Source organism: Peribacillus sp. NPDC097295 (assembly GCF_044761665.1).
Taxonomy (GTDB): domain Bacteria; phylum Bacillota; class Bacilli; order Bacillales; family DSM-1321; genus Peribacillus.
On record NZ_JBIWCW010000003.1, the window covers coordinates 1 to 24,875 of the forward strand.

The window sequence follows — 24,875 nt, forward strand, 5'->3', positions numbered from 1 at the left end:
AGCGAAGAGGTCACACCCGTTCCCATTCCGAACACGGCAGTTAAGCTCTTCAGCGCCGATGGTAGTTGGGGGTTTCCCCCTGTGAGAGTAGGACGTCGCCAAGCTTATATCGTTCCGCAGTAGCTCAGTGGTAGAGCATTCGGCTGTTAACCGAACGGTCGTAGGTTCGAGTCCTACCTGCGGAGCCATATTGGAGAGCTGTCCGAGTGGCCGAAGGAGCACGATTGGAAATCGTGTAGACGGGTAACCCTGTCTCAAGGGTTCAAATCCCTTGCTCTCCGCCATTTATACCTGGCCCGTTGGTCAAGCGGTTAAGACACCGCCCTTTCACGGCGGTAACACGGGTTCGAATCCCGTACGGGTCACCATTTCGATAACTTATTGGAGGATTAGCTCAGCTGGGAGAGCATCTGCCTTACAAGCAGAGGGTCGGCGGTTCGATCCCGTCATCCTCCACCATTTCTTTAAAAAGCAACAAGTTGTTTCTTTTATGAATGAAACGTTTAACACGAAAACTTGAGCTTGTAGTAATATTATTACCGTCGCGGGGTGGAGCAGTCCGGTAGCTCGTCGGGCTCATAACCCGAAGGTCGCAGGTTCAAATCCTGTCCCCGCAATCTATGGTCCCGTGGTGTAGCGGTTAACATGCCTGCCTGTCACGCAGGAGATCGCGGGTTCGATTCCCGTCGGGACCGCCATTTTTATTAGTTTGGCTCAGTAGCTCAGTCGGTAGAGCAAAGGACTGAAAATCCTTGTGTCGGCGGTTCGATTCCGTCCTGAGCCACCATAGTAGTGCCGGTGTAGCTCAACTGGTAGAGCAACTGACTTGTAATCAGTAGGTTGGGGGTTCAAGTCCTCTTGCCGGCACCATGTAAGATCCATCCGTGGAGGGGTAGCGAAGTGGCTAAACGCGGCGGACTGTAAATCCGCTCCTTCGGGTTCGGCAGTTCGAATCTGCCCCCCTCCACCATCTTTACAGGGGTATAGTTTAAAGGTAGAACAGAGGTCTCCAAAACCTCCAGTGTGGGTTCGAGTCCTACTACCCCTGCCAATTTTATTGTTATGGCGATTGTGGCGAAGTGGTTAACGCACCTGATTGTGGTTCAGGCATTCGTGGGTTCGATTCCCATCAGTCGCCCCATTTTTAATAAAATGATGGTATAATAAATAAAATTAATGGGCTATAGCCAAGCGGTAAGGCAACGGATTTTGATTCCGTCATGCGAAGGTTCGATCCCTTCTAGCCCAGCCATATGCGAAAGTAGTTCAGTGGTAGAATACAACCTTGCCAAGGTTGGGGTCGCGGGTTCGAATCCCGTCTTTCGCTCCAAAAATGTTGGCGGCATAGCCAAGCGGTAAGGCAGAGGTCTGCAAAACCTTTATCACCGGTTCAATTCCGGTTGCCGCCTCCAACAAATTTTGCCCGAGTGGTGGAATGGCAGACACGCTGCACTCAAAATGCAGTGCCGCAAGGCGTGCCGGTTCGACCCCGGCCTCGGGTATCAAACGGTCGAATATAAGTTAGTAAAAAGATCTCAACGATTTCGTTGAGATCTTTTTTTGTTCCGAAAAACGAAAAAACACCCTTTAGGTAGAGCAAATGAAAATATAGTGTCTAAAATAATTGAAGATACTACAATTCATAAGAGAAGAAGAAATCATTCAAGATAGAAGGTAAAGGAAGACTCACAATTCGTATGGAACATCGGAAAATATATATCCATTCAAGATAAGCACTTCTCAGAGGGCTTATTTGTTTTGCTTCAAACACCAGAGAAGCATATATCTTAAAGTGAATAGGTAGTAGGTATGATATTCATAAGCTTATTAAGAAAACAATTGACAATGATAATCATTCTTGATTATGATGATTTGGTGTGGTTAACAATATACGGTAATAGGCGGGGAGAGCTTTACTTATGAGAAAGAAACAAACTTGGGTTCAAACGGTGGCAGCAATTACGCTTGCTACGTCAGCAATTCTACCAATCGGTAACATGGTCTCTGCAGAAGAAGGATCTACAACAGAAACCGAGCAATTAATAGTTAAATATAAAACGGATAAGACCTTATCAAAAAAACAAATGAAGAATATTGGTGTTGAAGGTATCGACGAGGATAACCAACTAGGTCTTTATGATGTAAAAGAAGAAGCAGCGGATACTGCCATTACACAACTAGAAAAAATGGACAACGTCGAATACGTTGAAAAAAACGTTACATATAAAACCGCAGAAACAATGGATGTAAATGATACGTATTATAAAAACCAATGGAACTTAAGCGCAATCGATGCACAGGGTGCATGGGAAAGCGTCAAGGATACTAGTAAACTAGTAAAAGTTGCTGTACTAGATACGGGCGTTCAAGGTACACATGAGGACTTAACGGGTCGCGTACTAGAAGGGAAAACATTCGTAGATGGATATGATTCAGCATGGCAAGGGGATGACCAAGGTCATGGTACATTCGTATCCGGGATTATTGCGGCCAAAGCGAATAATGGAAAGGGAATTACAGGGATAGCAGGTGAGGCGAATGTTCAGATACTCCCTGTTAAAGTAATGAGTAAATCAGGTGTAGGGGATGCCTTCAATATCGCACAAGGCATTGATTATGCAGTTGACCAAGGTGTCGATGTCATCAATATGAGCTTAAGTGGTGAGTATAGTGAGACAATAGAGAAAGCGGTAAAGAATGCAGCGGATAAAGGAATCGTGGTGGTTGCCGCTTCTGGAAACGGCGGAGGCAATGCGGATGCATCGTACCCTGCTGCCCTTCCAAATGTTTTATCAGTTGGAGCCATCGCTACAAAAGATCAAGTGTATGAACGCTCTAATTATGGTAGTACTTTGGATATCGTTGCACCAGGAGTCAGTGTATTAAGTACATCCTTACTAGGTGATTTAGGAACTGAGGCAGGCCACTACTCCACAGGTTCTGGTACATCTTATGCTGCACCACATGTTGCTGCTGTTGCCGCGCTTTATAAGCTGAACCATCCGGAGGCTACTGCCAGTCAGGTGGAAGAGGCCATAACTTCAACAGCCACGGATTTGAATGAAGAGGGCTGGGATGAAAAAACGGGCCATGGTAAGTTGAATGCGAAAGCTGCTTTAGCGGATGATGTGGAGATTCCAGGATTATCATTCCTTCTACCTAAAAATAATGCGAGTGTTGTTGGCAATACGACTTTACAATTAGCCATCAATGATACGAACACAAGCCAAACAATTTTCTATACAGATGAAGTAAAAGAAACAAATCTAATTGGCAAAGTTGAGGCAGTAGGACAATCCTCTATACAATTCAAATGGGATACGACTAAGGTGACAGATGGTTCACATCAAGTCATTGCCGTTGCAGTTGATTCGAAGGGCAATGAGTTATCCCGTGCCCAAACGTCCGTGAAGGTTGTAAATTCACCGCAATCAGGCTACATGTTCACTGTTACAACGCCAAGCGACACGATTGCAAAGGGTGCATCCGTTAAACTGTATGAAAAAGTTAAACAAGAGGATGACGCTAATGCTTATAGCTACAATGAATTATGGACAGGTACGACAGATACGGAAGGAGTCGTTCGTGTACCGAGCCATGTGGGTACGGATTTGAAAAACTTACAAGTTGTTGTCCAAGGAAAATTCGATACGTCAAAAGGTAATACGTGGTTCATGTATTCACGTGAAGTGGCTTCATCGGGAGCAATTACTTTAAAAAGTGAAAATACTGTACCAGTGACATTGAATACGGTGGATGAAGAAGGTAAAGACCTGCCAGGTGCACAATACTTCATCGCCATGAAAGATGCAAAGGAAACGACATTAGGTTCAACGACAATGATTAATGAGAAAGGTGCGAAAGAGGCACCGACTGTCTATTTAGATAAGGGCGCATATAACATTTTCTCCTACCATAAGGGAGAGGGGAAAACGTACTTCTTATCAAACACAGCTGCCGAGGTCGGGCACGATACAAAGACTTTGAATTTTGACAGCCGTGAAGCTGGGGAAGTGGCCATTGATAATCGTGATAAGGGACTGGAAAATGGCGTGTTGTATTTATATAATGATGCCATTTCAGAAGCAATCGGTTCAGACGAAGTCATCACTGGTCAAAAATTCTTTGTCACACCGGGTGACTATGATTATATGGTTGATGCGGAAGTGAAGGACCCGGATGGCGGGGAAAACTGGGTTTACGTCCTTGCTAATGATAAAACAAAAGCCGTCATCAAAAAAAATAAAAAGACGGTGATTAAAGCCGGTGGTTCAATCGATATTACAAAATTTGAACCGGATCAAGAATCACTTAAAAATTACTACAAGCAACGAGGCTTAACGTACATTGAACGTCCTTATCCCAATATCGCGTATAAACTAGATAAAGCATTTTATACGAAACAAACATTTGGTGATGATTACGGCAACAAATTAGCGGGCATGTACCGAGGCTCCCTACATTCAGAAGATGCTTTGTATAAAAAAGATGTGAATACAGGAAAAACCGTGACCACTGTGGATGACGAAGCACAAATCGAAACGATTAACTTCGGTGACATCTATTCGAAGTACAAAGTTATGAGACTATCTGATAATAAAGTGATGCTTGATAGCCATGCGAAGAACGCAACAAACCCAGCCAACCGCCAATATTATTTCTATTCTTTCTGGGTAACGAGCAGTTCGGACGTGACGGAAGGAAAATACGAAATTTCACTGACGTTAGATGAAAATCCTTTAGCGAAAAAGGGCTTATACAAGGCAATCAATATTGACATGCAGGATTCAGGCACGACGATGCAGGTGAAAAATGCACAAGGAGATAATGTTCCATCATACATCACAATCAATCGTTTAGAGAAAACGGAAGATGGCGATTCGGAATGGGTTCAATCTCTGGGTCAGAATACAGATACGACGAAAAGCCTATCATTACCAAGTAATCTTGGATTGAGCGATGAAGAAAATGGCAATGTGGCGATTATTCGTTATGTGCAACCATCGGGTGAGTATTCGTATATCTACCGACAGTTTACTAGTTTAGATGAATTAAAAACGATATCCATCCCGGCAAATATGCAAAAGGTTGCTGTGACGGCAATGGACGGGGATAAAAAGCTTGATAGTATCTCGACAAGACTGTGGATGATTAAAAAGCCCGTTACGATTGGTGGTCAAACAACATATGTCACGGCGAATAATTTACAAAATTATAAGTATGATTCAGTTTATCTAGAACCTGGGGACTTCGTCATGGAAGGAAACTATGTTTCCTTGCCAGATGAAAACAATCAGAAAGATAATTATTATTTCCTTGAGCCGAATGTACAAGTAAAAGATGACCAAACGAATACAGTTATTTTCGATAAAGAGAAATTAGCCCAAATGAAGGTCTCAGCTGACGCAACAGGCTACAGCGATGTGCGAGGGGCCATTGTTTATCCGTATAACAAATATAGTCATTCTTTCATAAAAACATTACGCGTGGGTCATACCTTTTATGTACCATCTAACTTAGCGATGGATTTACAAGTTCAACTAGGTTTTGGTGACAATGAATCAAAGAATACGATTTGGAACTACTTCCTATCAAAAGGTGACCAGACATTCCAAAATGGTCAGCAAGTCAATTGGCAGGTTGGAGGGGATTTCAAAGCGAATATTACTCTAGCAAAAACGAAGCTGCTGCAGGGAGACAAGCTTTCCGGTCATACATCCATCAAGGATGCATATGGAAATACCGTCTCATCGGTATTAGTCAACCAATCGACGGACTATAGCATCGCTGATGATGAACTCGTTGCCTATGAAAAACAAGCGAATGGACAAATTGTCGAAAAAGCGGTAAAGAGCGACTATACGATTAGTCATGGTGGAACAACGGCTTCAGCATCAAGCATCAAGCCTGTATTGCGGATTTACGATGCAGCGGACAATAAGGTATTCGAAGAGGCAAGTCTTGATTATTATGGACATATTCATGATACGAATTTATCACTAAAAGACGGCCGATATCGTGCAGAGCTAGCACTTGCTGCGAGCCCAAAAGGCCCCGTCCTATCAGCCAAAAATACTGGTGCTTTCCAAATCGGAAAAGACACTGAAATGGTAACTCCGATTCCAGAGATCAAAGAAGAAGTAAAGGTTCCAACTGTTTCGCAAATAACCGACCGTACAACTGTGGTCACAGGAAAAACGACGCCTAAAGCGAGTGTAACCCTGAAAATTGGTAAAAAGACGATCCATACCGCAATAGCGGATAAGAATGGCAAATACACAATGAAGATTGCCAAGCAAAAAGCAGGTATGAAACTATCTCTATCTGCGACGCTGAAAGGTTATACGGCAAGTAAAGTAAAAACGATACTCGTGCTTGATCGCACCGCGCCAACCGTTAAACCGATTACAGTTACAGATAAGACAAATGCTCTTACGATTGTTACTGAAAAAAATGTGACCATGACATTCACGGCAAAAGGCATGACGTATACAAAGCCTTCCTATAAAAATGGCAAGTATACATTAAAAATTGCTAAACTTCCAGCCAATACGAAATGGATCGTAATCGTCAAGGATCAAGCTGGTAATAAGACGAAACAAACAGGCGTTGTAGTAGACCGCACAGCTCCTAAACCGGCAATTGTAGAAAAGGTGACAACTAAATCAACTGCCATAAAAGGAAAAGCGGAGAAAAAGGCAACCGTCACTATCTTTAAAGGAAAAGTTAAATTAGCATCGGGTAAAGCCAATGCGAAAGGTACATTCTCAATCAAGGTGCCAAAACAAAAAGCCGAGACGACATTGCTTGTTGTCGTTCAGGATGCAGCGAAAAATAAATCAAAAGTCTCTAAAGTAAAAGTGGGGAAATGAAGACATCCCTACTATCTTTTCACTCCAAATCACCCTCCGAAGAAGATTCGGAGGGTGATTTTTCTTTTTGTAACCCAAACTCACTCTTTAAATAGAGGAAAATAAATAATAAAGGATGTTCCTATATTCACTTGGCTTTTTACGATAATCTCACCCTTGTATTTACGGGCGATGTTATAGCAGACGGTCAAGCCAACGCCGGTCCCCCTATCTTTAAGTGAATAAAAGGGTGTGCCGATCATTTCAAGTTGCTCTTTGGAAAGTCCGATGCCGGTATCGGTGATCTTAATCTTCGCCATGTTGCGCTCTTGACTAGTCTCCACCATGATAAAACCAGGATTGTTCATGGATTCGATGCCGTTTTTCATGATATTGACCAGTAGTTGCTTAAGTTCTATAGGGTTTATCTTTATAGTGAGATCTTCCTTGAATTTAAGTTGGAAGCCTATATTTCGATTGTTTGCAAAGCTGGTTAAAAGGTCGGAAGTCTTTTGGATTTCCTGATTCAATGGGATGACCTCGACATTATCCGTATGGGGCTTTGCCAATGATAAATAGTCATTGATTATGACCTGTGTGAATTCAAGTTCGGTAAGCATAGTTTGTACGTAAAATCTTTCGGTTTCGTTCATTACCTTTCCTTGATTTAATAGCTGGGCAAAGCCCTTTACGACCGTAATTGGATTTCTAATCTCGTGGGCGATGGTGGCAGCTAGCTGACCGACCGAATCCAGTTGCTTTGCTTGTTGCAATTCGTTATGAAAGGCACTTATGGAATTCATTCTATTGTTCGTACTGATAAAGACAAAGGCTAATATGATTTGGATAGCGATGAAATTCAATATATTCCCAAAATTATCAAGCGAAACATATTTATACGTATGTTGTAAATCTGTGTGAGAAATAAGATAGATGAAAACTGGGCCGAGTATAAAATTTGAAGTAGCGACAACGTAAAATCCAATTTTATCGAACAAGAATATGGGGATCAAGGGTGCCATTGCGAATAAGGCCATCATGATAGCGGTATTTGGAAACAGCCAAAATTTAAGATATAGATAAATGGTGATGAGAAGAATGAAAACCGTTTTCCATTTATTTTCTTCTTTTTTGATGAAAAAAAATAAAGACAGCATGATACAGGAAATCAGGACAACCTGTATAGCCATATCAATAGGGTCGTTTCTCCAGCTTATTGGAGATACGGAAATGCCGACGACCAGTAAAAGAGAAAGCACGCTCATAAAACTCTTCAGAATGAAACGTTGTTGCTTTTGAAAATACTGATGGTTTTTTAACATACATCACCTTATATTCTAAAATTTTCTATTTAGTCAATAGTAATCTTTTCCCGCTTCTTTGTAAATCAGAAAGGAAGCGTAGGCCTACTTTGCCTTCCTAACTACGAGTGTTGCCTTCAGTAAAGACAACTCCCTGCCATTAAACATTAATTAAAACATCGTTGAATGGTCAGTGTTTCTTCTACTACAAAATTTTCATCCAAAATTTTATATATGGGACATATTAGTAAGATAGGCGGGTATAAAAAAGTAACAAGAATTTTTAGGAGGTTGAATATGAAGGCAGTAACTTTTCAAGGAGCGAAGGATATAAAAGTAAAGCATGTGGAGGATCCAAAACTTCAGCAGAAAGATGACATCATCGTGCGGGTTACATCAACGGCGATTTGTGGATCGGATTTACATATTTATCAGGGTGCCTTGCCGACGCATAAGGATTACGTCATTGGACATGAGCCAATGGGTATCGTCGAAGAAGTCGGACCCGAGGTCACGAAGGTGAAGAAAGGGGATAGGGTCGTCCTTCCTTTCAATATTTCATGTGGTCATTGTTATTATTGTGAACATGATATGGAAAGCCAATGTGATAATTCCAACCGTAATGAAGAAATCGATACAGGGGGCTATTTCGGTTTCACGGAGCGTTATGGGAACTACCCTGGTGGTCAAGCGGAATATTTGCGGGTGCCATACGGAAACTTCATGCCGTTTGTGATTCCGGAATCGTGTGAGCTGGAAGATGAGGCGCTCTTGTTCATGTCGGATGTGCTTCCCACTGCTTATTGGAGCGTGGAGAACGCGGGAGTGAAAGAAGGCAGTACGGTCGCCGTTCTAGGCTGTGGCCCGATTGGCTTGATGGCACAGAAGTTTGCTTGGATGAAAGGCGCTAAGAGAGTGATTGCCATTGACAATCTACCTTATCGGTTGAACCGGGCAAAGCAGATGAACAAGGTGGAAGCTTATAATTTTGATGAATATAACGACATGGGTGCTTATATTAAAGAAATCACCTCAGGTGGGGTGGATATCGTCATCGACTGTGTCGGGATGGATGGGAAGAAATCACCTATTGAAGCGATTGAGCAAAAACTGAAGTTACAAGGTGGAACGTTAAGCGCCATCGAGATCGGCATGAACTCGGTCAGGAAATTCGGTACAATCCAACTGACAGGTGTATACGGGTCAAAATACAACATGTTCCCACTTGGCAATCTGTTTGAACGAAATATCAACCTAAAAATGGGACAAGCACCGGTCATTCATTATATGCCGATGCTTTTCGATAAAATTACGAAAGGTGAGTTCGATCCGACAGAAATCATTTCCCATAAAGTTCCCCTTGAACAGGCGAGTGCTGCGTATCAAATCTTTAACGACCATGAAGATGAATGCATTAAAGTTATATTGAAGCCATAAAAAATAGTTGTCCCAAAAAGCCAATGTGAGTATTCATTGGCTTTTTTGGCATGGGTAGTTTGGATTTTATGCAAAGAAAAATGGTATATTTACATATAAAAGGGGTGGGGAAAATGATTGATGCCTATGCACGTGAACTAAGAAATATCAGAATCACATTGATAGTCTTCATCATCATTACGATCATGGTATTCGGAGGCTCAAATAATCTGACGCTAGACTATCCAGATGATGATGGGGCAGGAATGAATGTGTATCCTCAGTTCAAATATTCCAATATGGTTGATTTGGGAAATGGACATTTCGGTGTCCTGTCTGGCAGAACGGAGCTAAGTGAGGAAGAAACGTTCAAAATCTATTATTATGATATAGAAAAGGACGAGCTGGTATTAAAGAAGGATACCGTTTTAAGTGATCTTGAATAAAGTGTGAATGAAAAAAGGGTGTCTTATTATATAATGATACTGATAAAAGGGGGAAGATTTCATGGTAGTTAATACGGCAGCAGAATTATGTTCAGAAGTTGTGGAAACGTATCAGCCATTACACGTTACGTTGACAATTGACATCGTTGATAAGAGATTTGGTCCCGTTAAGGCGGAAGCGGAGATTTCCATCAGTCCTGTGCAGTCGAAGGGGATTTTAGAGGTTTTGGTGGAGGAGCTGGAATCGGAGCATATTTTTGCAGATGAGAATGGCTCCATTTATGGTAGTTTCGGTATTGACCAGAGCATCCAGATTTATGATGAAGTTTTGGATACGATCCCATTCGAGGCATTGATGGGTCACAAAAATTGGAAAGATACAGTTGAGTCTTATATGATGGAAGATAAGTTGAAAAGTCAGCTTGAAACCGTATTGAAGAATTACCAGTTCAGCGATTTGAGCGGAAAATATAAGTTCAGGAAGATCTGCACGATTACGGAAATTCAATTTGGAAAATAAATAATAGAGAAGGCATATAGCCTTCTCTATTATTCTTTAACCACTTTAAATCCATTGATATCCAAGATGTATTGTATTCCTTGTTTAAAGGAGTTGAAGGGACGAAAATCGATATCAATCCGGGTTCGGAGGATTGATTGCGCCAGTCTTGGGCCGATTCCAACCACGACAGGCTCCACACCCATGAGGGACAAGGCTTTGATTATCTTGTTGATACCATCTAATTCGAACATATCGAAGTCATGTTTAAATGAAGTGAAATCCAAGATGATATATTCGATTTGATGATCCTTACAATAATTCAAGATTTTAGATTGAATCGTTTCTAAGCGATCGGGTGTCATTTTTCCGATGATAGGTACTAAAGCCGTAGAATCGTGGACGGTTGGGATAATTGGTGTATCGATCTCCATTAGCAGCTGTTTGCCTTCTTTAATCGTTTCCTCATATTCCGTCACATCTTGCCATGATAGGATAAAGCCTGTTCGCTCTCCATTTTCGGTCAGTATTTCATCGACGACGATATTGGCACTGAATTTCTTGAAAAGAACAATCTGTGCAGAGTGTGGGAAAGGACCATCCCGAAGGATTTTGTTCTGCCGTTCCCCGTGAAAGGTACTGACGTTCATTCCGATGAATTGATCGGGATTGGTGATGCCCACATAGGGACTGACGGTTTTCAGGAGATCTTTCGCATGTGAATTAAACCATACAATGGTATGTTCTGAATCCGTTAAAAAGATGTTTTCTTCTATTTTGTCCAGTAGCTGGTAAGTGTTCACGTTTTTCAGAATATCTGACATGGATAATACCCCTTTTATGCGAATTCTTATGATGATAGCTCGCCTGAAATCGTATCAGATTGTGAAGGATCTGTCTATTCTTTTCATGGGTTAGCCAATGTGAAAATAAAGGCTAAAAAAGGCATAGGAGCGAAATTGCAACTCCTATACCATCGAATCATTTATAAACCGAGCTTGGGATTTTTACGGAAGGGGTGCCAGCCGAATAGGGAGCCACATCATATTCCTGGAATATGAGATAGATTCCATCCTTGCTGTAATAAAATTGTGAATTCTTGTTTACGGGAACATCACTTTGTTTATCAACGTAAAATCCATCGTGTGTGCTCATGTATTTATAAGCGTAATTCTGTACTTTCGTATATTTCTGTTTCGATGTGAGGATATCGGCTATCTTCACTTGCTTGCCGGAAGATACCTTAAAATTATACGATGTAACCACGGCCATGCCATGTGCTCCACCCTCATATATATAATCGTTGAGGAGGATGCTCAGTTTCCCATCCTGGTTGTATTTCACTTTATAAATGGTCATATACTCATAGTTACATGTTTTCCCATTGCACCAGTCTTCATTCTTATCTTCTTTATCCTTTTGTTGTATCTTTACATACGATTTATAAGCTTTTTTAGCATGGTTGGTGAACGTTTGATTGATTTTATCCTGGGCCTTTTTATTTTTTAACCCTGACACTTGCGGATAGGATAAATCACTAATATTCTTATATTTTTTCTTGGTGATTTTCACAGGGCTGAACAGTAGATATTTAGTAGATACGTAGGCTTTTTTGTCATTGTAACGGATTTCAGACCAACCAGATTTGGTTTTTGAATAGACAGTCACGGATTTGCCTTTCTTTAACGAGCCCACTTTTTTATAGTTGGTCCCAGGACCTTTTCTGACGGTCAAATCACTGTCCTTAGTATTGACCAAGGCATTTTCGGTAGTGGCAGCGGAAGCAGAGTCAGTGGATGGCAGAAAGTATGAAATAGTTGAAAAAGCTAGTATGGTAGCGAGGACGATCTTTGAGATGTTTTTGATTGACCACATGAGCATTCCTCCTAGTGTTATATTTTTACAGTTCCATTATATAAGGGTATTGATTAACTAGATAGTGTTATTTACGTATCAATTATATTACACAGATATGAGGGGAATAGGATGAAAATTGGACTTGTACGGCATTTTAAGGTAGCGCATGATTTCCCATCCGGAAAGTATGTATCGGCGGATTTCATGGAGCAATGGTTCAAGGATTATGATGAAGCGGATATATTTTATGGGGAAACCCAGCTTTCGGAAGAGGATTGGAAGGCTTGTTATAGCAGTGATATGACGAGAGCCGTGAAGACCGCGGAGCATATTTACTTTGGTGAAGTCATTCAGATGAAGGAACTTCGGGAAATTCCCTCTCCGCCTCTTAAGGGGAAGGTGAAACTTCCCTTCATTTTATGGGCCATTTGGATTCGTTGCTCCTCGTTCATGAACAAGCAAACGAGAGCGGAAATCAAGAAAGCCGAAAAACGAATCAATCAAGCATTGGATGTAATCTTGGCAAATGGTGAGCAAGATACCTTGGTTGTGAGTCATGCAGCCCTCATGGTTTATATGAGGAAAGAGTTGATTCGCAGGGGATTCGTAGGTCCGAAGTTCAGCATCGCCCGCAATGGGGAGTTATATGTGTTCGAAAAATGATTAGATATTTTATTATTCCAAAAAAGATGTAAGGAATTTTCCTGATAGTTATTCTTTTTCTAATCGTTGTAGTTTACTATTGTAATAGTATGATTTTTGCAAATTTATTGGGTGGAAAAGAGGGTGGCATTATGGTGAAGGCAATTTTTTTTGATTTAGATGATACATTACTTTGGGATCAAAAAAGTGTAAAAGAGGCTTTTGTGGCAACCTGTGAAGTGGCCAAAGTGAAGTATGGCCTGGATGTGGATGAATTGGAGGAATCTGTACGCAAGGAAGCTCGTGAACTTTATTCTTCCTATGATACATACGCGTTTACGCAAATGATTGGTATCAATCCATTCGAAGGACTTTGGGGGAATTTTCAAGATGATCATGATGAATTCCGGAAAATGGCAAAGATTGTGCCGACCTATCGGAAAGAGACTTGGACAAGGGGATTGAAGGCACTAGGTATTGATGATTCAGCATTCGGCGCGGAGCTTGCAGAACGCTTCCCGGAGGAGAGACGGAAAAAGCCGTTTATTTATGAAGAGTCCTTCAGGGTGTTAGATGAGTTGAAAGGCAAATATAAGCTATTATTGCTGACGAACGGTTCACCGGAGCTTCAAAATACGAAGCTAGAGATCACGCCAGAACTGATCCCTTATTTTGATAAGATCGTCATTTCCGGAGCGTTTGGACGTGGAAAACCGGATGCTTCCATTTTCGAACATGCACTGGAAATCATGGAACTTGATAAAGATGAAGTGCTCATGGTCGGCGATAATTTAATGACGGATATTCTCGGTGCGACAAGGGCCGGCATCCAATCGGTCTGGATCAACCGACATGACAAGGACCGGAATGAAGTTAAGCCTACATATGAAATCAAGGATTTAGAGGAACTCTTTCCAATCCTTGATAAGTTGAAATAAATGAAGCCCCCCAGAAATCAGGGGGTCTTTTATTCTGATTTATTATAATGAAGCGGAGGAGGGATTAACCATCCCTTTTTCTTGTTCAATTGAAGGAATCTAGCCCCCATTGCTGAATGTTCAGTATGGAATTCTTCGAACATCCCGGCGACATCTTCCCGTACGGATTGGGCGATCATATTGCTGCAAGCGATTAAACCTGCGGCCATGTCCATGGATATAGAAGTCGCAATTTCAGGATCTTGAAAGCGGGCACCTACCGGGATATCTTCTATATGAACCTTTGGGCGTTCAGGTGGCGTTGGGGGTAAACCTACACCGTTTTCTATTAGTAGTTCCTCAATTTGTGTAATTTCCCGTTTACTTTGTTCAAGCGTTTCTACTATTAATTTCCGCAAATCCCCGTCACCTGCGTGATTCAGTAAGGTTTGATGACTAGCGACACAGCCCTTTGCCATGGCTAAATAGGTCCACGCTCCAAAAACTTCTCCATAATGCATTGGTTCGTCTTTCGGATCTCCACTTAATATACCCATCGTCAACCTCCTTGGAAATAGCATTCATATTGTAATCTACCCCATTTCCACCCCTTTAAATACACAGGAACGTAATTAGACGAAGTTGTTTCCAATGGCAGGTAGGATGAATATTCCCAAATGGTTTAACCATACTAATATTTGTTCCAACAGAAACACGAGGAGGGGATATACTTGCAAAATCCATATCAGAATCAACCCCAGGGCCAAACGCACCAAAATATGCAAACAGGTGCGGTACCACCGCAAATGAACCATGGCGGCCATGAACTATTTGATGTCCACGAAGTGTTAGCCGGGACAATTGGTGTCATGGACACGTATATGTTGCTGCGCCAACATGTACAGGACCAAGAATTATTGGATATCCTTGATCGCCAATACCAATTTATCCAACAGGAATATAACACTTCATTAGAAGCCTTCCAGACGGGGCAAAAACCTTCTGTACCAACCCAGACCTATAATATGAATCAAGGTAATGATTTTATATACGGATTAAAACCATCACAGCCTAAGAAACCTTACCAGTCCGTTTCAGAAATCAATGACCAAGGTGTATCTGGTCTAATGCTTGGGGCAATGAAATCAAGTGCAACATTAAAGGCCATGTCTGCCTTAGAAATGACCAATCCAGTAGTACGTCGGGTCATCGCGGATTCCGTTCCAAACTGCATTGAGATGGCCTATGAAATTTCGCTCTACCAAAATAAACACCATTATTACCAAGTGCCTCAGCTGTCACAACAGGATATGCAGCAAATGATGAATTCATTTGCACCTGCAAGTGGGACTCCTACCAATGCCAATGATAATATGACTCATTGATTTGAATTGTATAACAGTAAAAAGGCGAGCATGCATCATGCCCGCCTTTTTACTGTTATTTGAGTTGATTTAAATCATGGATGCACGTTTGGATTAGTGTCACCGCTTGGCTCATTGCTGCCCCACCACCAAATGCGACCGTTACTCCAATTGCTTCGAATATCTCTTGTTCCGTGCACCCTTGATCAAGGCAGCCTTTCGTATGATAGATGATGCAGTACTCATCTTGGGAATACAGGCTAATGCCTAATGCAATCAGTTGTTTTTCCTTTTTTGATAACACGCCTTCTTTAAAGCATTCTTCCGTTAAAGAATTGAACTTTGTTGCGAGTTCTGGCATCTTACCAGTAAACGAACCTATCCCAGCTTTATAGTCATGTAGAGCGGCTTCCGTCATATTCTTTGCTTCAAATTCCAAGTTCCATTCAACTCCATCCCTAATATTCTTTTCCTAGAAATTAGTATGAGCCAAACGGAAATGATTTATTAAGTATCCGTGAATAGTGGATTCCGAGGTCTAGCCGTTTTATACCATTGAAAACAGAGGAGACTGATAAGGACCAGGTCAATGGCATCTCCAGCATAATACATAAACATGGCTCCCGTCTCCGCCTGTTCTCTCATGACACCGCTTGGAGGATTTGCATAGATGTATTTGGATAGGATGCCATGCCCGGCCAGAGCCAAGATGAAAATCCCCGTGCGAAATATGAAGCTGACCCGATGTGGGGTCGGATCGATATAAATCATGGAAGCTGTGAATAGGTAACCGGCAAGGAAAACGTGGATATGCACCAATAGATATACAAAGGCATGTTGATGCATGATCGTGTACAATTCGGTCGTATAAAGAACCCACAGCCCTCCGATATTCAAGATGGATGCTGTGATGGGATTGCTCAAGATACACACTGGCCATGCTTTCAAAAGACGGGAAAGGTGCCTCGCGTAATCCACTTTAAGTGTTCTCAGAAGGAGAGTCATGGGTGCTGCGAGAACCATCAGTAGTGGGGCGAGCATGCCAAGGAGAAGATGGGTGATCATGTGTGCGGTGAAATTCAAATGACCACGATCCGCAATGGGTCCTATTAATGAAGCGACTGCACAAATCGTCCCGATTATCCAAAACGCTGTCCGATATAGCGGCCATTTTTTATGCCGCCGGTTGGATAAAATCGTAGCTGCGATATATAGCACTAACAGTAGTGTAAAGAAAATCACTAGAGCAAGTCCGGCTGACGGTCCGCTAGTGGCATGGTGCATATGCTCATCCATTTTCATGTCAGTCGGAGGCTTTCGAACTGTTTATTGTGCTACGTCTTGTCCGATAGACGAGGAAGGCACCCAATACAATCAATGCTCCGGCGATTATATTCCATATCAAGTCATATGGAAGGATATCCACATCATAGCGAATCTGGTGCAATCTCATTAGTTTGTGTTGAATGATGCCGTCATATAATTGGAATGCTCCCGCACCAAGAAACACACCGCCTTGCCATCTTTTTAACCACAATGCATTCCTCCTTCGAAGATCAGCGAACATGAATAAAGATCCGATGGTCGCAAACCAGCTCAGAGCATGAAACAAACCATCTGAAACCAGCCCCATATTGGTTGTAGACTTATCATAAAAATGGTGCCAATGAAGAAGTTGATGAAAAACCATTTCATCGATGAATGCAACGAGGCCGATGCCGAACAAAATGCCTGACCATAGATTGCGGGATGAATAGCTATATCGATTTTGCGACATGGTTTTATTCTTGTGGTGTCGCGGTTTAACGTCCATATGTATCCTCCTTGAGTGAATATAGGTTTTTTAAGTCATGTTTCTATTTTACATAGAGCTAATATTTACCAACTGAATATTATCATTGTTTCTACTATACCACCCATAGTTCCAAATGAACCCCTTAATTATCCAGTTTTCACACCTTTTTTTGTGAAAATTTTATGGTTTTAGAGGGGAAAGAAGGGGTAGTAAATAAGCGTAGCGTGGTAAGATTCTTCCTTTCGAATGGGGAAGGGGCGTTATCACAACCAACAACAAAGATAAAATTCATAAATAGGAACCACTAAAAAATCTAGTAAAACTAAAGGAGGAATTTTAATGTTTCGTCATCAAAAGGAATTGCAATTTGAAGTAAAACCAGATCGTCCGGACCCGATGCTGGCTCGTCAAATCCAAGAGGTTTTAGGTGGTCAGTTTGGTGAAATGACCGTGATGATGCAATATCTATTCCAAGGTTTTAACTGTCGTGGAGAAGAGAAATATAAGGACATGCTGATGGACATTGGTACAGAGGAAATTGGACATGTTGAAATGCTATGTTCGCTTATTAGCCAATTACTAGACGGAGCTTCTCCGGAAGAACAAGCAGATGCTGCGAAAGATCCTGTAACAGCAGCTATAATGGGTGGCATCAATCCCCAACATCTTCTTGTAAGTGGACTAGGCGGACTGCCGACGAACTCCAATGGTGTTCCTTGGAACGGTTCTTATATTGTTGCTAGCGGTAACTTATTAGCAGACATGCGTTCAAATCTGCATGCTGAGAGTCAAGGTCGTCTACAAGTTGCACGACTATATCATATGACCAAAGATGAAGGTGTCCGTGCAACATTCCGTAAAATGCTAGCGCGTGACCGTTATCACCAATATCAATGGATGGCGGCTATTGCAGAGTTAGAAGAGAAGAATGGCGTGGTAGTACCGGCTTCATTCCCACCGGAAGCGGAATTGGAATCTCAACCGGAAGCTTATGAATTCTGGAATCTATCAGAAGGTCAAGAATCGGGAGAAGGTCTATGGGCGACTGGAAGCGCGCCAGATGGAACAGGTGATTTTGTCTATGTAGCCGAGCCAGTGGCAAAAGGTCAAATCCCTAATCCGAAGGTTCCTGCTGCTGAATTGCATCATGACCTGGATGGAAAAGCGGTATTAAAATAAGACCATTTATTATAGGTTGTGTAACCTGTCCCTATTGGGGACAGGTTTTTTAGGGTGCGGGATGCTTGAAATGGATTTCTGTCATGTAGTTTTCCCCGTGTGGTAATTCAATCATTTGCTTGCGGATTTTATTTGGAGTAGCATATATCTCACAAAAAGATTTGGGGGAGATTTTAACATGAAAGCAGTCACAGTGAAGAAACCAGGAGGAGCCGAACAATTACGGTTTGAGGAATTTTCTAAGCCGGATGTCGGCTCCGGTGAATTATTGATCAAGGTACAGGCATCCGCAATCAACAGAACGGATATTCTTGCGAGAGAAGGAAAAGCAGGGTATATGACCAACCCTATTCTAGGTATAGAAGTGGCTGGTGAAGTGGTGGAAGCTGCTGCTGGAACCCATATTGATCCAGGTACGAGGGTGATGGGCCTCGTTAATGGTGGAGGTTATGCAGAATATGCGGTCATGCCTGCCGACCGGGCAATGCTTGTCCCGGATAACCTATCATTCGAAGAAGCCGCTGCCATTCCGGAAGTATTTCTGACAGCGTATCAAACTCTGTTTTGGTTAGGACAATTAAAAGATCAAGATACGGTATTGATTCATGCTGGAGGGAGCGGAGTTGGGACGGCTGCGATCCAATTGGCGAAACAGATGACCTCAGCGAAAATCATTACGACCGCCGGTTCGGAAGAAAAACTGGATTTTTGCCGTTCGCTAGGGGCTGATATATGTATCAACTATAAAGAACAATCTTTCGATGAAGAGGTACTGAAGGTGACTAATAACAAGGGCGTGGATGTCATCCTTGATTTCGTCGGTGCGTCATACTGGGAGAAAAATCTTAGAAGCATTAATACGGATGGCCGTTGGGTGTTAATTGGGATTCTGGGTGGAACAGTGGTCAATCAAGTGAACCTTATGGATTTATTGCTAAAAAGGGTTCATTTGAAAGGCACGTTATTGACTCCAAGAAGCGATGAGTATAAAAAAGAGCTGACGGAAGAATTCGTTCGAAAAGCAATGCCGTTATTCACACAAGGTAAAATCAGGGCGATAGTAGATCGAGTCTTCCCGTTCGATAGCATCCAAGGAGCTCACCGACATATGGAAGGGAATAAAAATACAGGAAAGATAGTCATGAAGGTAAATGAATAAAAAAAGGCTGACCGGGAAATAGATCTTGGTCAGCCTTTTTGTAGTATCAAAATGTGGACGAAAGTTTTTGAAGAATCCGATCAATCACTTCTGTAATATGTTCATCCACTGCGCTGCATATCGCTTCAGGTTTTAAGGTTTGTACTTTCTTTGCTTCGTAATAATCATACAGGATCTGTTTTAAGGAAAGGCCTTCCCCTAATAAAAAGGAGGAATCGGTCATGACTTTAAGTGCGGCTTCATCCTGGATGATCAAAACTTTCGGGTTCAGTTCATTGAACACTCCAGCTTCCATTCCCTCTGAGTAGAATGAGTGGACGGTAGCCAGGCGTTTTTTTCTCGCATCCATCTTTTTTACATAGAGGGCAGGGCAGCCAACTTTGAGATCGCTCATGAAAATGTCAGAGGCATAAAGCGCTGATAAGACAGTTTGTTCATACACCTTTTGAAGACGAATTTGAAACGATAATGACTCATCGGCGATCACTTGATCGGCTTCTTGAATATAAGAAAGATAGCATTCGATTACTTCCAAAAGGATCTCTTCTTTTGAGGAAAAATAATTATATAAAGATGCCCGGCTCATATTCATTAATTTGGCCATATCTAAAATGGTCAAGGATTGGAACCCCTTTGTACGAACCACGTTCAAGATCCTCTTTACATAGGATCTTCTCATTAATTGCTTTTCTTCAGGTGCGATTTTTCGCAAAAACGACACCCCCTTCTTTACGGAAATTATATCATAATCCCTATTGAGTTGCTCCAGGCGGATTAGTTTACAAATAGTTAGAAGAGGTTTAAAGTATAAGTATAAACACTTTAGACTAAATTAAACTATTTTGTCTAAAGTGATAATTAGTTATCTTATGCAGGCCAGATTGCAAAGCAAATTGATTAGCGATCCCCATGCAAGATGAGAGAAACTATGGCGATTTTGAAGGAGAGATTATAGATGATGAATACAGACTTTACTCGTATGTATATAGATGGAGAATGGCAAAAAGGAAACAGCGAAAAAACGATGAAGAATGTTAATCCCTTTACTGGTGAAGAACTTTTCACCATTCAGGCGGCTACGAAAGAAGATTTGAACCGGGCCTATGATGCAGCGACCCTTGCACAGGAAAAATGGGCAACCGAACTTCCACAAGTGAAACGGGGCATCTTGGAAAAAGCGATCACTGTCATGGAGGATAACAAAGGCGTAATCATGGATTGGATCATCAAAGAATCAGGGAGTACCTACATGAAGGCTACTTCTGAATTTCATGCTTCCCTTAACATCTTAAAAGAAGCTACCACTTATCCGTATCGAATGGAAGGGAAAATCCTCCCTTCACAAGTACCTGGAAAAGAAAATCGAGTTTATCGCAATCCGCTAGGAGTAATCGGCATCATCAGTCCTTGGAATTTCCCTTTCCATCTGGCGATTCGTTCAATAGCACCGGCCTTGGCAACGGGAAATGCAGTCGTTATCAAACCGGCAACGGATACACCAGTAACTGGCGGCTTGATCTTTGCCAGCATTTTTGAAGCGGCAGGTCTTCCGAAAGGCTTGTTGAATGTCATTGTCGGACGCGGATCTGAAATCGGGGATGACATTGTCACTCACCCGGCTCCTCGCCTCATCTCGTTTACGGGTTCCACTGAAGTGGGTAGGCATATTGGAGAGCTTGCTGGTCGTGGGTTGAAGAAAACAGCCTTGGAATTGGGCGGCAATAATGCCTTCATCGTGCTTGATGACGCCAATCTAGACCAAGCCGTCGATTCATCATTATTCGGTAAATTTTATCACCAAGGACAAATTTGTATGGCAGTTAACCGGATTTTTGTCCATAAAGACATCTATGATGAATTTGCTGAACGATTCATCAAGCAGGCGGAAAAATTAAAATACGGAAACCCTGCAGAAGAGGATACGAACGTAGGACCTCTTATCAACCGCGATCAAGTCGACCGTATCTTAAAAGATATAGAAGGAAGTGTCGAACAAGGAGCTAAAATCCGCCTGGGTGGGCAAGCTCAAGGTAATGTCCTGCAGCCGACCGTTTTGACGGGAGTCACAAATACGATGCCCCTTGCCGAAAATGAAATCTTCGGACCGGTTGCCATCCTGATCCCATTCGAAAATGATGAAGAGGCAGTCCAAATGGCCAATGCCTATCCATATGGCCTAAGTGGATCGGTTCATTCTTCCAACCTTGAACGCGGAACACAGGTGGCTCATAAAATCCACACAGGCATGATTCATGTTAACGACCAATCCGTCAACGATGAACCACATATGCCTTTCGGTGGAGAAAAAGATTCTGGCCTTGGACGTTTCAATGGAGAATGGGTCCTTGAAGAATTCACGACCTTGAAATGGTTATCAGTCCAACATGACCGCCGCAATTATGGTCCGTTCATCAATAGATTAAAATAATCTGGTCAAGCAAAAAAACATCCAAAGAGAGACTTCTTTGGATGTTTTTTTGCATATACATTATGGAGATACTTAGGCATGGGCAAGGGCCTTGTTTATGTACAGAACGGATAATTTCGTGGTAAGTCAGGTATAATTAGTGAACAACTTTGTCAATGAGGTGAGTATAACATGGGAAAAATAAATGAATTGTTTCGAAAAAGGATAGGCATTCCGGAACATGAAAAAGTAACATTTGAAAGATTAGCGAACATTCTCGATAAAACTGCGAAGACGATTCCCTTTGAAAATTCATCCGTCCTGGCCAGACACTCAACTGATATCACCAAAGAAAGCATTACGGATAAAGTTCTCATTAGGAATGAGGGGGGAGTTTGCTATGAATTGAATGCGGCTCTTTATCTTTTTTTAGCGGAGAATGATTTTGAGGTCTATTTGATTCGTGGGGTGATTTTTAACCAAGGGTGGTCGCCCATCGGAAGAACCCATGTGGCAATCTTATTGAATCATGAGGACCAAACCTATCTAATCGACACGGGCTTCGGTGCAAACCTACCATTGAAACCAGTACCGTTAAACGGGGAAACTGTCTTATCTGAAAATGGAGAATTCAGGGTGAAAAGAGTGGATAACGAGCATGGTAATCATATTCTTGAGTTGAAGCTGAACCATAAAGACACCGATTGGAGAATAGGATATGCCTTCAATACAGAAAAGCCTGTAGAAAAAATCATGGAATTGAACGAAGTGCAGACGATTATCAGGGAGCATCCCAAATCGCCATTTAATAAGAGTCCATTAATAACAAAACTTACCGAGAATGGGAGTATCACATTAACGGAAACCTCCTTTACCCAGTGGGCAGAAGGGAAAGTGAATAAAGAAGCCATCGATGAAAATCGGTTCAAGGAACTTAAGGAGCTATATTAATATTACACACTAAAAGCAGGACTATTAACTTCCCTTGTCGAATTAAGGAAGTTAGGTGAAAAGAGGATGATATATAAATGAGTAAAGAGAAATATAAATTCTATTATGTCAATGGGGTAACAGAAGAGCTAGAGGCAAATGAACCCTTAACAGATCATGCAAGTATTGTGAACCTGCAATTAATTCAAAATGCGACATGGCTTCAGGTCGGTGGCAAGCATATCAATTTGGCAAACGTTATTAGCATTGAAATTGTAGGGAATCCAGATAGAGTGAAACAGGAATCGATTAAGTATAGACCTAACAAATAAGACATCCTTGCGGGTGTTTTTTTATTATAGAGTCAAATAAGTTAAAAAATGGATGATCAATTATGATTATCCATTTTTTATTTTTCGTGAAGTGGATTAGGGGTTAGTTATTTTTTAAAAAAGACAAATATAATACGAGCTCTGGGGAAATGGCCAAGTCATTAAAGGTAGGCATGACATACTATGGATTATTGAGACTAGAGGGCAGGGAGGGGAAGAATTGGCAGATAAGATCAAAAAAAGTGAAAAAAAAAGTAAAACTGAACTGCTTCCTTCAGATAGGATTAAAAAAAAATCTAAATCTCCTGAAATCAATATAGAGAATGCAGAGATTAATCAAAAAAACAGCAGAAGAAGGCAGAAAAAGACTGTAATAAACGATGACATTAGCGGTTGCATTCTGCAAAGGTGCAATGGGGAAGCAGAAGTATATTGGAAATCTGTCGGGATCTCCCCCCTCCCATCAGGTTCTATTTCAGTCTTGAACAAATGTGATTGTCCGATGACCGTTAGAGCAGATACAAGTGGGAATGGAATCGCGGATACACTTCTTTTTACTTTGAATGAAAGAGGTCAGGCAAAATCGATATCCCTAGGTTCCATTGCAGAAATTTTCGTCAGTTTTGAAGGAGAAGAAAGCCAAATAGGGAGTGGCCAATATAGTCTAACTATCCACTATCATAAGGATGCCTGTGTGTAGGTTAATAGGTAGACATTATATATAAAGTGTCCAATCCTTTAGGGCATGTGGGACATAGGATTATTAAGAATATATTTTAATTAGGAGGAAAGTAATATGGCACAGATCGGAAATTGTTGTACAGATCAGCTAGTTGGTGTGAACGATTCATTATGTTTTACAATTGATTTAGGTGATACAGCAGGAGCGACGTTAGCAATTTGGGAGGATACCACTACTTACGTCATTAACGGGACAATTTTGGTAGAAAACAATGGAATTGAGGATGTGGGACCAACAGCGGGCTTGGCCATAAACGGAACAGCTGTGGCAGGCTTCACTGTCGCCCCGGGTGAGGCTAGATCCATCACTGTTAATAACTTGAATTCACTTGGAATTATCGGAACAGGAGGCACACCTGTAGGGTCGACTGGCAGTGTTAAAGTCTCTTTTTCAATAAACTATAAGTATTAACTTAAAAGGAGGATGAAGTGTGTTCATCCTCCTTTATTAAATCAATCATTCGATATTTTACCTTAAACATAGAATAAGAGTTTACCTGTTAGTTTACATCAAGTAAATCTTTTAAAGGTAGTGATCACTATGTGTGCACGAATCAATTTATCGTGCTACGACCAACTGGGGCCAACCGGACCAACAGGGGAAACAGGAGCTACGGGAGCAACAGGAGTAACAGGGCTAACGGGAGCAACGGGAGCGACAGGAATTACAGGTGCCACGGGAGTCACTGGGGCAACCGGGTCAACGGGAGCAACGGGAGCGACAGGAATTACAGGTGCCACGGGAGTCACGGGGGCAACCGGGTCAACAGGAGCAACGGGAGCGACAGGAGCAACGGGACCAACGGGAGCAACAGGAGTAACAGGGCTAACGGGAGCGACAGGAATCACAGGTGCCACGGGAGTCACGGGGGCAACCGGGTCAACAGGAGCAACGGGACCAACGGGAGCAACAGGAGTAACAGGGCTAACGGGAGCGACAGGAGCAACAGGGGCCACGGGAATCACCGGATCAACAGGAATAACAGGTGCCACGGGAGTCACGGGAGCGACAGGAGTAACAGGGCTAACCGGAGCCACG

23 protein-coding genes, 15 tRNA genes and 1 rRNA gene are annotated in these 24,875 nt (G+C 42.0%); 31 read left to right on the top strand and 8 right to left on the bottom strand.

Annotated elements, in window-relative coordinates:
* The 17 genes from rrf to ACIQXN_RS06265 all read left to right on the top strand — a co-directional run.
* Positions 1 to 104: ribosomal RNA gene (gene rrf, locus ACIQXN_RS06185) — 5S ribosomal RNA — on the top strand; the annotation flags it as partial.
* Between the two features lie 9 nt (positions 105 to 113).
* Positions 114 to 188, top strand: a tRNA-Asn gene (locus ACIQXN_RS06190).
* Positions 189 to 192: 4 nt separating this feature from the next.
* Positions 193 to 284, top strand: a tRNA-Ser gene (locus tag ACIQXN_RS06195).
* 9 nt (positions 285 to 293) lie between these two features.
* Positions 294 to 368, top strand: a tRNA-Glu gene (locus tag ACIQXN_RS06200).
* A 15-nt stretch (positions 369 to 383) separates the two neighbouring features.
* A tRNA-Val gene (locus tag ACIQXN_RS06205) sits at positions 384 to 459 on the top strand.
* Positions 460 to 543: 84 nt separating this feature from the next.
* Positions 544 to 617 (top strand) — tRNA-Met (locus ACIQXN_RS06210).
* 5 nt (positions 618 to 622) lie between these two features.
* Positions 623 to 698, top strand: a tRNA-Asp gene (locus ACIQXN_RS06215).
* 13 nt (positions 699 to 711) lie between these two features.
* Positions 712 to 787: transfer RNA gene (locus ACIQXN_RS06220), tRNA-Phe, on the top strand.
* Positions 788 to 794: 7 nt separating this feature from the next.
* Positions 795 to 870: transfer RNA gene (locus tag ACIQXN_RS06225), tRNA-Thr, on the top strand.
* 16 nt (positions 871 to 886) lie between these two features.
* Positions 887 to 970: transfer RNA gene (locus ACIQXN_RS06230), tRNA-Tyr, on the top strand.
* Positions 971 to 977: 7 nt separating this feature from the next.
* Positions 978 to 1,051: transfer RNA gene (locus ACIQXN_RS06235), tRNA-Trp, on the top strand.
* Positions 1,052 to 1,065: 14 nt separating this feature from the next.
* Positions 1,066 to 1,141 (top strand) — tRNA-His (locus ACIQXN_RS06240).
* A gap of 36 nt (positions 1,142 to 1,177) precedes the next feature.
* Positions 1,178 to 1,252 (top strand) — tRNA-Gln (locus tag ACIQXN_RS06245).
* A 3-nt stretch (positions 1,253 to 1,255) separates the two neighbouring features.
* Positions 1,256 to 1,330 (top strand) — tRNA-Gly (locus ACIQXN_RS06250).
* Positions 1,331 to 1,338: 8 nt separating this feature from the next.
* Positions 1,339 to 1,412: transfer RNA gene (locus tag ACIQXN_RS06255), tRNA-Cys, on the top strand.
* A 9-nt stretch (positions 1,413 to 1,421) separates the two neighbouring features.
* Positions 1,422 to 1,502, top strand: a tRNA-Leu gene (locus tag ACIQXN_RS06260).
* Between the two features lie 417 nt (positions 1,503 to 1,919).
* A complete protein-coding gene (locus tag ACIQXN_RS06265; protein ID WP_402963385.1) occupies positions 1,920 to 6,872 on the top strand; it encodes a S8 family serine peptidase in 4,953 nt (1,650 codons plus the stop codon).
* An 80-nt stretch (positions 6,873 to 6,952) separates the two neighbouring features.
* On the opposite strand, the gene ACIQXN_RS06270 is transcribed toward ACIQXN_RS06265, so the two are convergent.
* A complete protein-coding gene (locus ACIQXN_RS06270) occupies positions 6,953 to 8,173 on the bottom strand; it encodes an ATP-binding protein (protein WP_402963388.1) in 1,221 nt (406 codons plus the stop codon).
* A gap of 276 nt (positions 8,174 to 8,449) precedes the next feature.
* On the opposite strand from ACIQXN_RS06270, the gene ACIQXN_RS06275 reads away from it, so the two are divergent.
* From ACIQXN_RS06275 to ACIQXN_RS06285, 3 genes are all read left to right on the top strand, one after another.
* Complete coding sequence (locus ACIQXN_RS06275; RefSeq protein WP_402963391.1) at positions 8,450 to 9,589, top strand: zinc-dependent alcohol dehydrogenase; 1,140 nt, start codon at positions 8,450 to 8,452, stop codon at positions 9,587 to 9,589.
* Positions 9,590 to 9,702: 113 nt separating this feature from the next.
* Positions 9,703 to 10,014 carry a hypothetical protein gene (locus ACIQXN_RS06280; protein WP_402963394.1) on the top strand — a complete coding sequence of 104 codons (312 nt, stop codon included), beginning with the start codon at positions 9,703 to 9,705 and terminating at the stop codon, positions 10,012 to 10,014.
* A gap of 61 nt (positions 10,015 to 10,075) precedes the next feature.
* On the top strand, positions 10,076 to 10,534 hold the full coding sequence (locus tag ACIQXN_RS06285; RefSeq protein ID WP_402963397.1) for a hypothetical protein: 459 nt from the start codon (positions 10,076 to 10,078) through the stop codon (positions 10,532 to 10,534).
* Between the two features lie 29 nt (positions 10,535 to 10,563).
* Here the strand turns inward: ACIQXN_RS06285 and ACIQXN_RS06290 are convergent, their stop codons facing one another.
* Positions 10,564 to 11,337, bottom strand: coding sequence for an STAS domain-containing protein (locus ACIQXN_RS06290; RefSeq protein WP_402963400.1), 774 nt, complete (start codon positions 11,335 to 11,337; stop codon positions 10,564 to 10,566).
* 157 nt (positions 11,338 to 11,494) lie between these two features.
* Positions 11,495 to 12,388 (bottom strand): PdaC/SigV domain-containing protein, encoded by an 894-nt coding sequence (locus tag ACIQXN_RS06295; protein ID WP_402963403.1) that lies wholly within the window; start codon positions 12,386 to 12,388, stop codon positions 11,495 to 11,497.
* Positions 12,389 to 12,499: 111 nt separating this feature from the next.
* Here ACIQXN_RS06295 and ACIQXN_RS06300 point away from each other — a divergent pair, with 111 nt between their 5' ends.
* Positions 12,500 to 13,033, top strand: coding sequence for a histidine phosphatase family protein (locus ACIQXN_RS06300; protein ID WP_402963406.1), 534 nt, complete (start codon positions 12,500 to 12,502; stop codon positions 13,031 to 13,033).
* A 131-nt stretch (positions 13,034 to 13,164) separates the two neighbouring features.
* On the top strand, positions 13,165 to 13,950 hold the full coding sequence (locus tag ACIQXN_RS06305; RefSeq protein WP_402963409.1) for an HAD family hydrolase: 786 nt from the start codon (positions 13,165 to 13,167) through the stop codon (positions 13,948 to 13,950).
* 29 nt (positions 13,951 to 13,979) lie between these two features.
* On the opposite strand, the gene ACIQXN_RS06310 is transcribed toward ACIQXN_RS06305, so the two are convergent.
* Positions 13,980 to 14,486 carry a DUF3231 family protein gene (locus ACIQXN_RS06310; RefSeq protein WP_402963412.1) on the bottom strand — a complete coding sequence of 169 codons (507 nt, stop codon included), beginning with the start codon at positions 14,484 to 14,486 and terminating at the stop codon, positions 13,980 to 13,982.
* Between the two features lie 222 nt (positions 14,487 to 14,708).
* Here ACIQXN_RS06310 and ACIQXN_RS06315 point away from each other — a divergent pair, with 222 nt between their 5' ends.
* Complete coding sequence (locus tag ACIQXN_RS06315; RefSeq protein WP_402964639.1) at positions 14,709 to 15,314, top strand: spore coat protein; 606 nt, start codon at positions 14,709 to 14,711, stop codon at positions 15,312 to 15,314.
* Positions 15,315 to 15,369: 55 nt separating this feature from the next.
* Here ACIQXN_RS06315 and ACIQXN_RS06320 read toward each other — a convergent pair whose 3' ends face one another.
* From ACIQXN_RS06320 to ACIQXN_RS06330, 3 genes are all read right to left on the bottom strand, one after another.
* The gene (locus tag ACIQXN_RS06320; RefSeq protein ID WP_402963415.1) at positions 15,370 to 15,732 is read right to left on the bottom strand and encodes a carboxymuconolactone decarboxylase family protein; all 363 of its coding nucleotides are present in this window, start codon (positions 15,730 to 15,732) and stop codon (positions 15,370 to 15,372) included.
* A 68-nt stretch (positions 15,733 to 15,800) separates the two neighbouring features.
* Positions 15,801 to 16,577: a cytochrome c oxidase assembly protein gene (locus tag ACIQXN_RS06325; RefSeq protein WP_402963418.1), complete on the bottom strand. Its 777-nt coding sequence runs from the start codon at positions 16,575 to 16,577 to the stop codon at positions 15,801 to 15,803.
* Between the two features lie 19 nt (positions 16,578 to 16,596).
* A complete protein-coding gene (locus tag ACIQXN_RS06330) occupies positions 16,597 to 17,106 on the bottom strand; it encodes a DUF2243 domain-containing protein (protein ID WP_402963421.1) in 510 nt (169 codons plus the stop codon).
* 321 nt (positions 17,107 to 17,427) lie between these two features.
* Between ACIQXN_RS06330 and ACIQXN_RS06335 the strand changes: the two genes are divergently transcribed.
* The gene (locus tag ACIQXN_RS06335) at positions 17,428 to 18,267 is read left to right on the top strand and encodes a manganese catalase (protein WP_402963424.1); all 840 of its coding nucleotides are present in this window, start codon (positions 17,428 to 17,430) and stop codon (positions 18,265 to 18,267) included.
* A 178-nt stretch (positions 18,268 to 18,445) separates the two neighbouring features.
* On the top strand, positions 18,446 to 19,426 hold the full coding sequence (locus ACIQXN_RS06340) for an NAD(P)H-quinone oxidoreductase (protein ID WP_402963427.1): 981 nt from the start codon (positions 18,446 to 18,448) through the stop codon (positions 19,424 to 19,426).
* A gap of 46 nt (positions 19,427 to 19,472) precedes the next feature.
* Here the strand turns inward: ACIQXN_RS06340 and ACIQXN_RS06345 are convergent, their stop codons facing one another.
* The gene (locus tag ACIQXN_RS06345; protein ID WP_402963430.1) at positions 19,473 to 20,138 is read right to left on the bottom strand and encodes a TetR/AcrR family transcriptional regulator; all 666 of its coding nucleotides are present in this window, start codon (positions 20,136 to 20,138) and stop codon (positions 19,473 to 19,475) included.
* 246 nt (positions 20,139 to 20,384) lie between these two features.
* On the opposite strand from ACIQXN_RS06345, the gene ACIQXN_RS06350 reads away from it, so the two are divergent.
* The 6 genes from ACIQXN_RS06350 to ACIQXN_RS06375 all read left to right on the top strand — a co-directional run.
* Positions 20,385 to 21,854, top strand: a complete 1,470-nt coding sequence (locus ACIQXN_RS06350) for an aldehyde dehydrogenase family protein (RefSeq protein ID WP_402964642.1) — start codon at positions 20,385 to 20,387, stop codon at positions 21,852 to 21,854.
* A gap of 171 nt (positions 21,855 to 22,025) precedes the next feature.
* Complete coding sequence (locus ACIQXN_RS06355; protein ID WP_402963433.1) at positions 22,026 to 22,784, top strand: arylamine N-acetyltransferase family protein; 759 nt, start codon at positions 22,026 to 22,028, stop codon at positions 22,782 to 22,784.
* 77 nt (positions 22,785 to 22,861) lie between these two features.
* A complete protein-coding gene (locus tag ACIQXN_RS06360; RefSeq protein WP_402963436.1) occupies positions 22,862 to 23,095 on the top strand; it encodes a hypothetical protein in 234 nt (77 codons plus the stop codon).
* A gap of 220 nt (positions 23,096 to 23,315) precedes the next feature.
* Positions 23,316 to 23,795, top strand: coding sequence for an S-Ena type endospore appendage (locus tag ACIQXN_RS06365; RefSeq protein ID WP_402963439.1), 480 nt, complete (start codon positions 23,316 to 23,318; stop codon positions 23,793 to 23,795).
* A 96-nt stretch (positions 23,796 to 23,891) separates the two neighbouring features.
* Positions 23,892 to 24,248 (top strand): DUF3992 domain-containing protein, encoded by a 357-nt coding sequence (locus tag ACIQXN_RS06370; RefSeq protein ID WP_402963442.1) that lies wholly within the window; start codon positions 23,892 to 23,894, stop codon positions 24,246 to 24,248.
* A 129-nt stretch (positions 24,249 to 24,377) separates the two neighbouring features.
* Positions 24,378 to 24,875, top strand: a 498-nt coding sequence (locus ACIQXN_RS06375; RefSeq protein WP_402963445.1) for a hypothetical protein, incomplete at its 3' end; no start/stop codon positions are given.

Excerpts from the sequence above, each read along its gene's own strand:
- ACIQXN_RS06265 (WP_402963385.1), top strand. The coding sequence starts at position 1,920 with ATGAGAAAGAAACAAACTTGGGTTCAAACGGTGGCAGCAATTACGCTT.
- ACIQXN_RS06270 (WP_402963388.1), bottom strand. The coding sequence starts at position 8,173 with ATGTTAAAAAACCATCAGTATTTTCAAAAGCAACAACGTTTCATTCTG.
- ACIQXN_RS06275 (WP_402963391.1), top strand. The coding sequence starts at position 8,450 with ATGAAGGCAGTAACTTTTCAAGGAGCGAAGGATATAAAAGTAAAGCAT.
- ACIQXN_RS06280 (WP_402963394.1), top strand. The coding sequence starts at position 9,703 with ATGATTGATGCCTATGCACGTGAACTAAGAAATATCAGAATCACATTG.
- ACIQXN_RS06285 (WP_402963397.1), top strand. The coding sequence starts at position 10,076 with ATGGTAGTTAATACGGCAGCAGAATTATGTTCAGAAGTTGTGGAAACG.
- ACIQXN_RS06290 (WP_402963400.1), bottom strand. The coding sequence starts at position 11,337 with ATGTCAGATATTCTGAAAAACGTGAACACTTACCAGCTACTGGACAAA.
- ACIQXN_RS06295 (WP_402963403.1), bottom strand. The coding sequence starts at position 12,388 with ATGTGGTCAATCAAAAACATCTCAAAGATCGTCCTCGCTACCATACTA.
- ACIQXN_RS06300 (WP_402963406.1), top strand. The coding sequence starts at position 12,500 with ATGAAAATTGGACTTGTACGGCATTTTAAGGTAGCGCATGATTTCCCA.
- ACIQXN_RS06305 (WP_402963409.1), top strand. The coding sequence starts at position 13,165 with ATGGTGAAGGCAATTTTTTTTGATTTAGATGATACATTACTTTGGGAT.
- ACIQXN_RS06310 (WP_402963412.1), bottom strand. The coding sequence starts at position 14,486 with ATGGGTATATTAAGTGGAGATCCGAAAGACGAACCAATGCATTATGGA.
- ACIQXN_RS06315 (WP_402964639.1), top strand. The coding sequence starts at position 14,709 with ATGCAAACAGGTGCGGTACCACCGCAAATGAACCATGGCGGCCATGAA.
- ACIQXN_RS06325 (WP_402963418.1), bottom strand. The coding sequence starts at position 16,577 with ATGCACCATGCCACTAGCGGACCGTCAGCCGGACTTGCTCTAGTGATT.
- ACIQXN_RS06330 (WP_402963421.1), bottom strand. The coding sequence starts at position 17,106 with ATGGACGTTAAACCGCGACACCACAAGAATAAAACCATGTCGCAAAAT.
- ACIQXN_RS06335 (WP_402963424.1), top strand. The coding sequence starts at position 17,428 with ATGTTTCGTCATCAAAAGGAATTGCAATTTGAAGTAAAACCAGATCGT.
- ACIQXN_RS06340 (WP_402963427.1), top strand. The coding sequence starts at position 18,446 with ATGAAAGCAGTCACAGTGAAGAAACCAGGAGGAGCCGAACAATTACGG.
- ACIQXN_RS06350 (WP_402964642.1), top strand. The coding sequence starts at position 20,385 with ATGAATACAGACTTTACTCGTATGTATATAGATGGAGAATGGCAAAAA.
- ACIQXN_RS06355 (WP_402963433.1), top strand. The coding sequence starts at position 22,026 with ATGGGAAAAATAAATGAATTGTTTCGAAAAAGGATAGGCATTCCGGAA.
- ACIQXN_RS06360 (WP_402963436.1), top strand. The coding sequence starts at position 22,862 with ATGAGTAAAGAGAAATATAAATTCTATTATGTCAATGGGGTAACAGAA.
- ACIQXN_RS06370 (WP_402963442.1), top strand. The coding sequence starts at position 23,892 with ATGGCACAGATCGGAAATTGTTGTACAGATCAGCTAGTTGGTGTGAAC.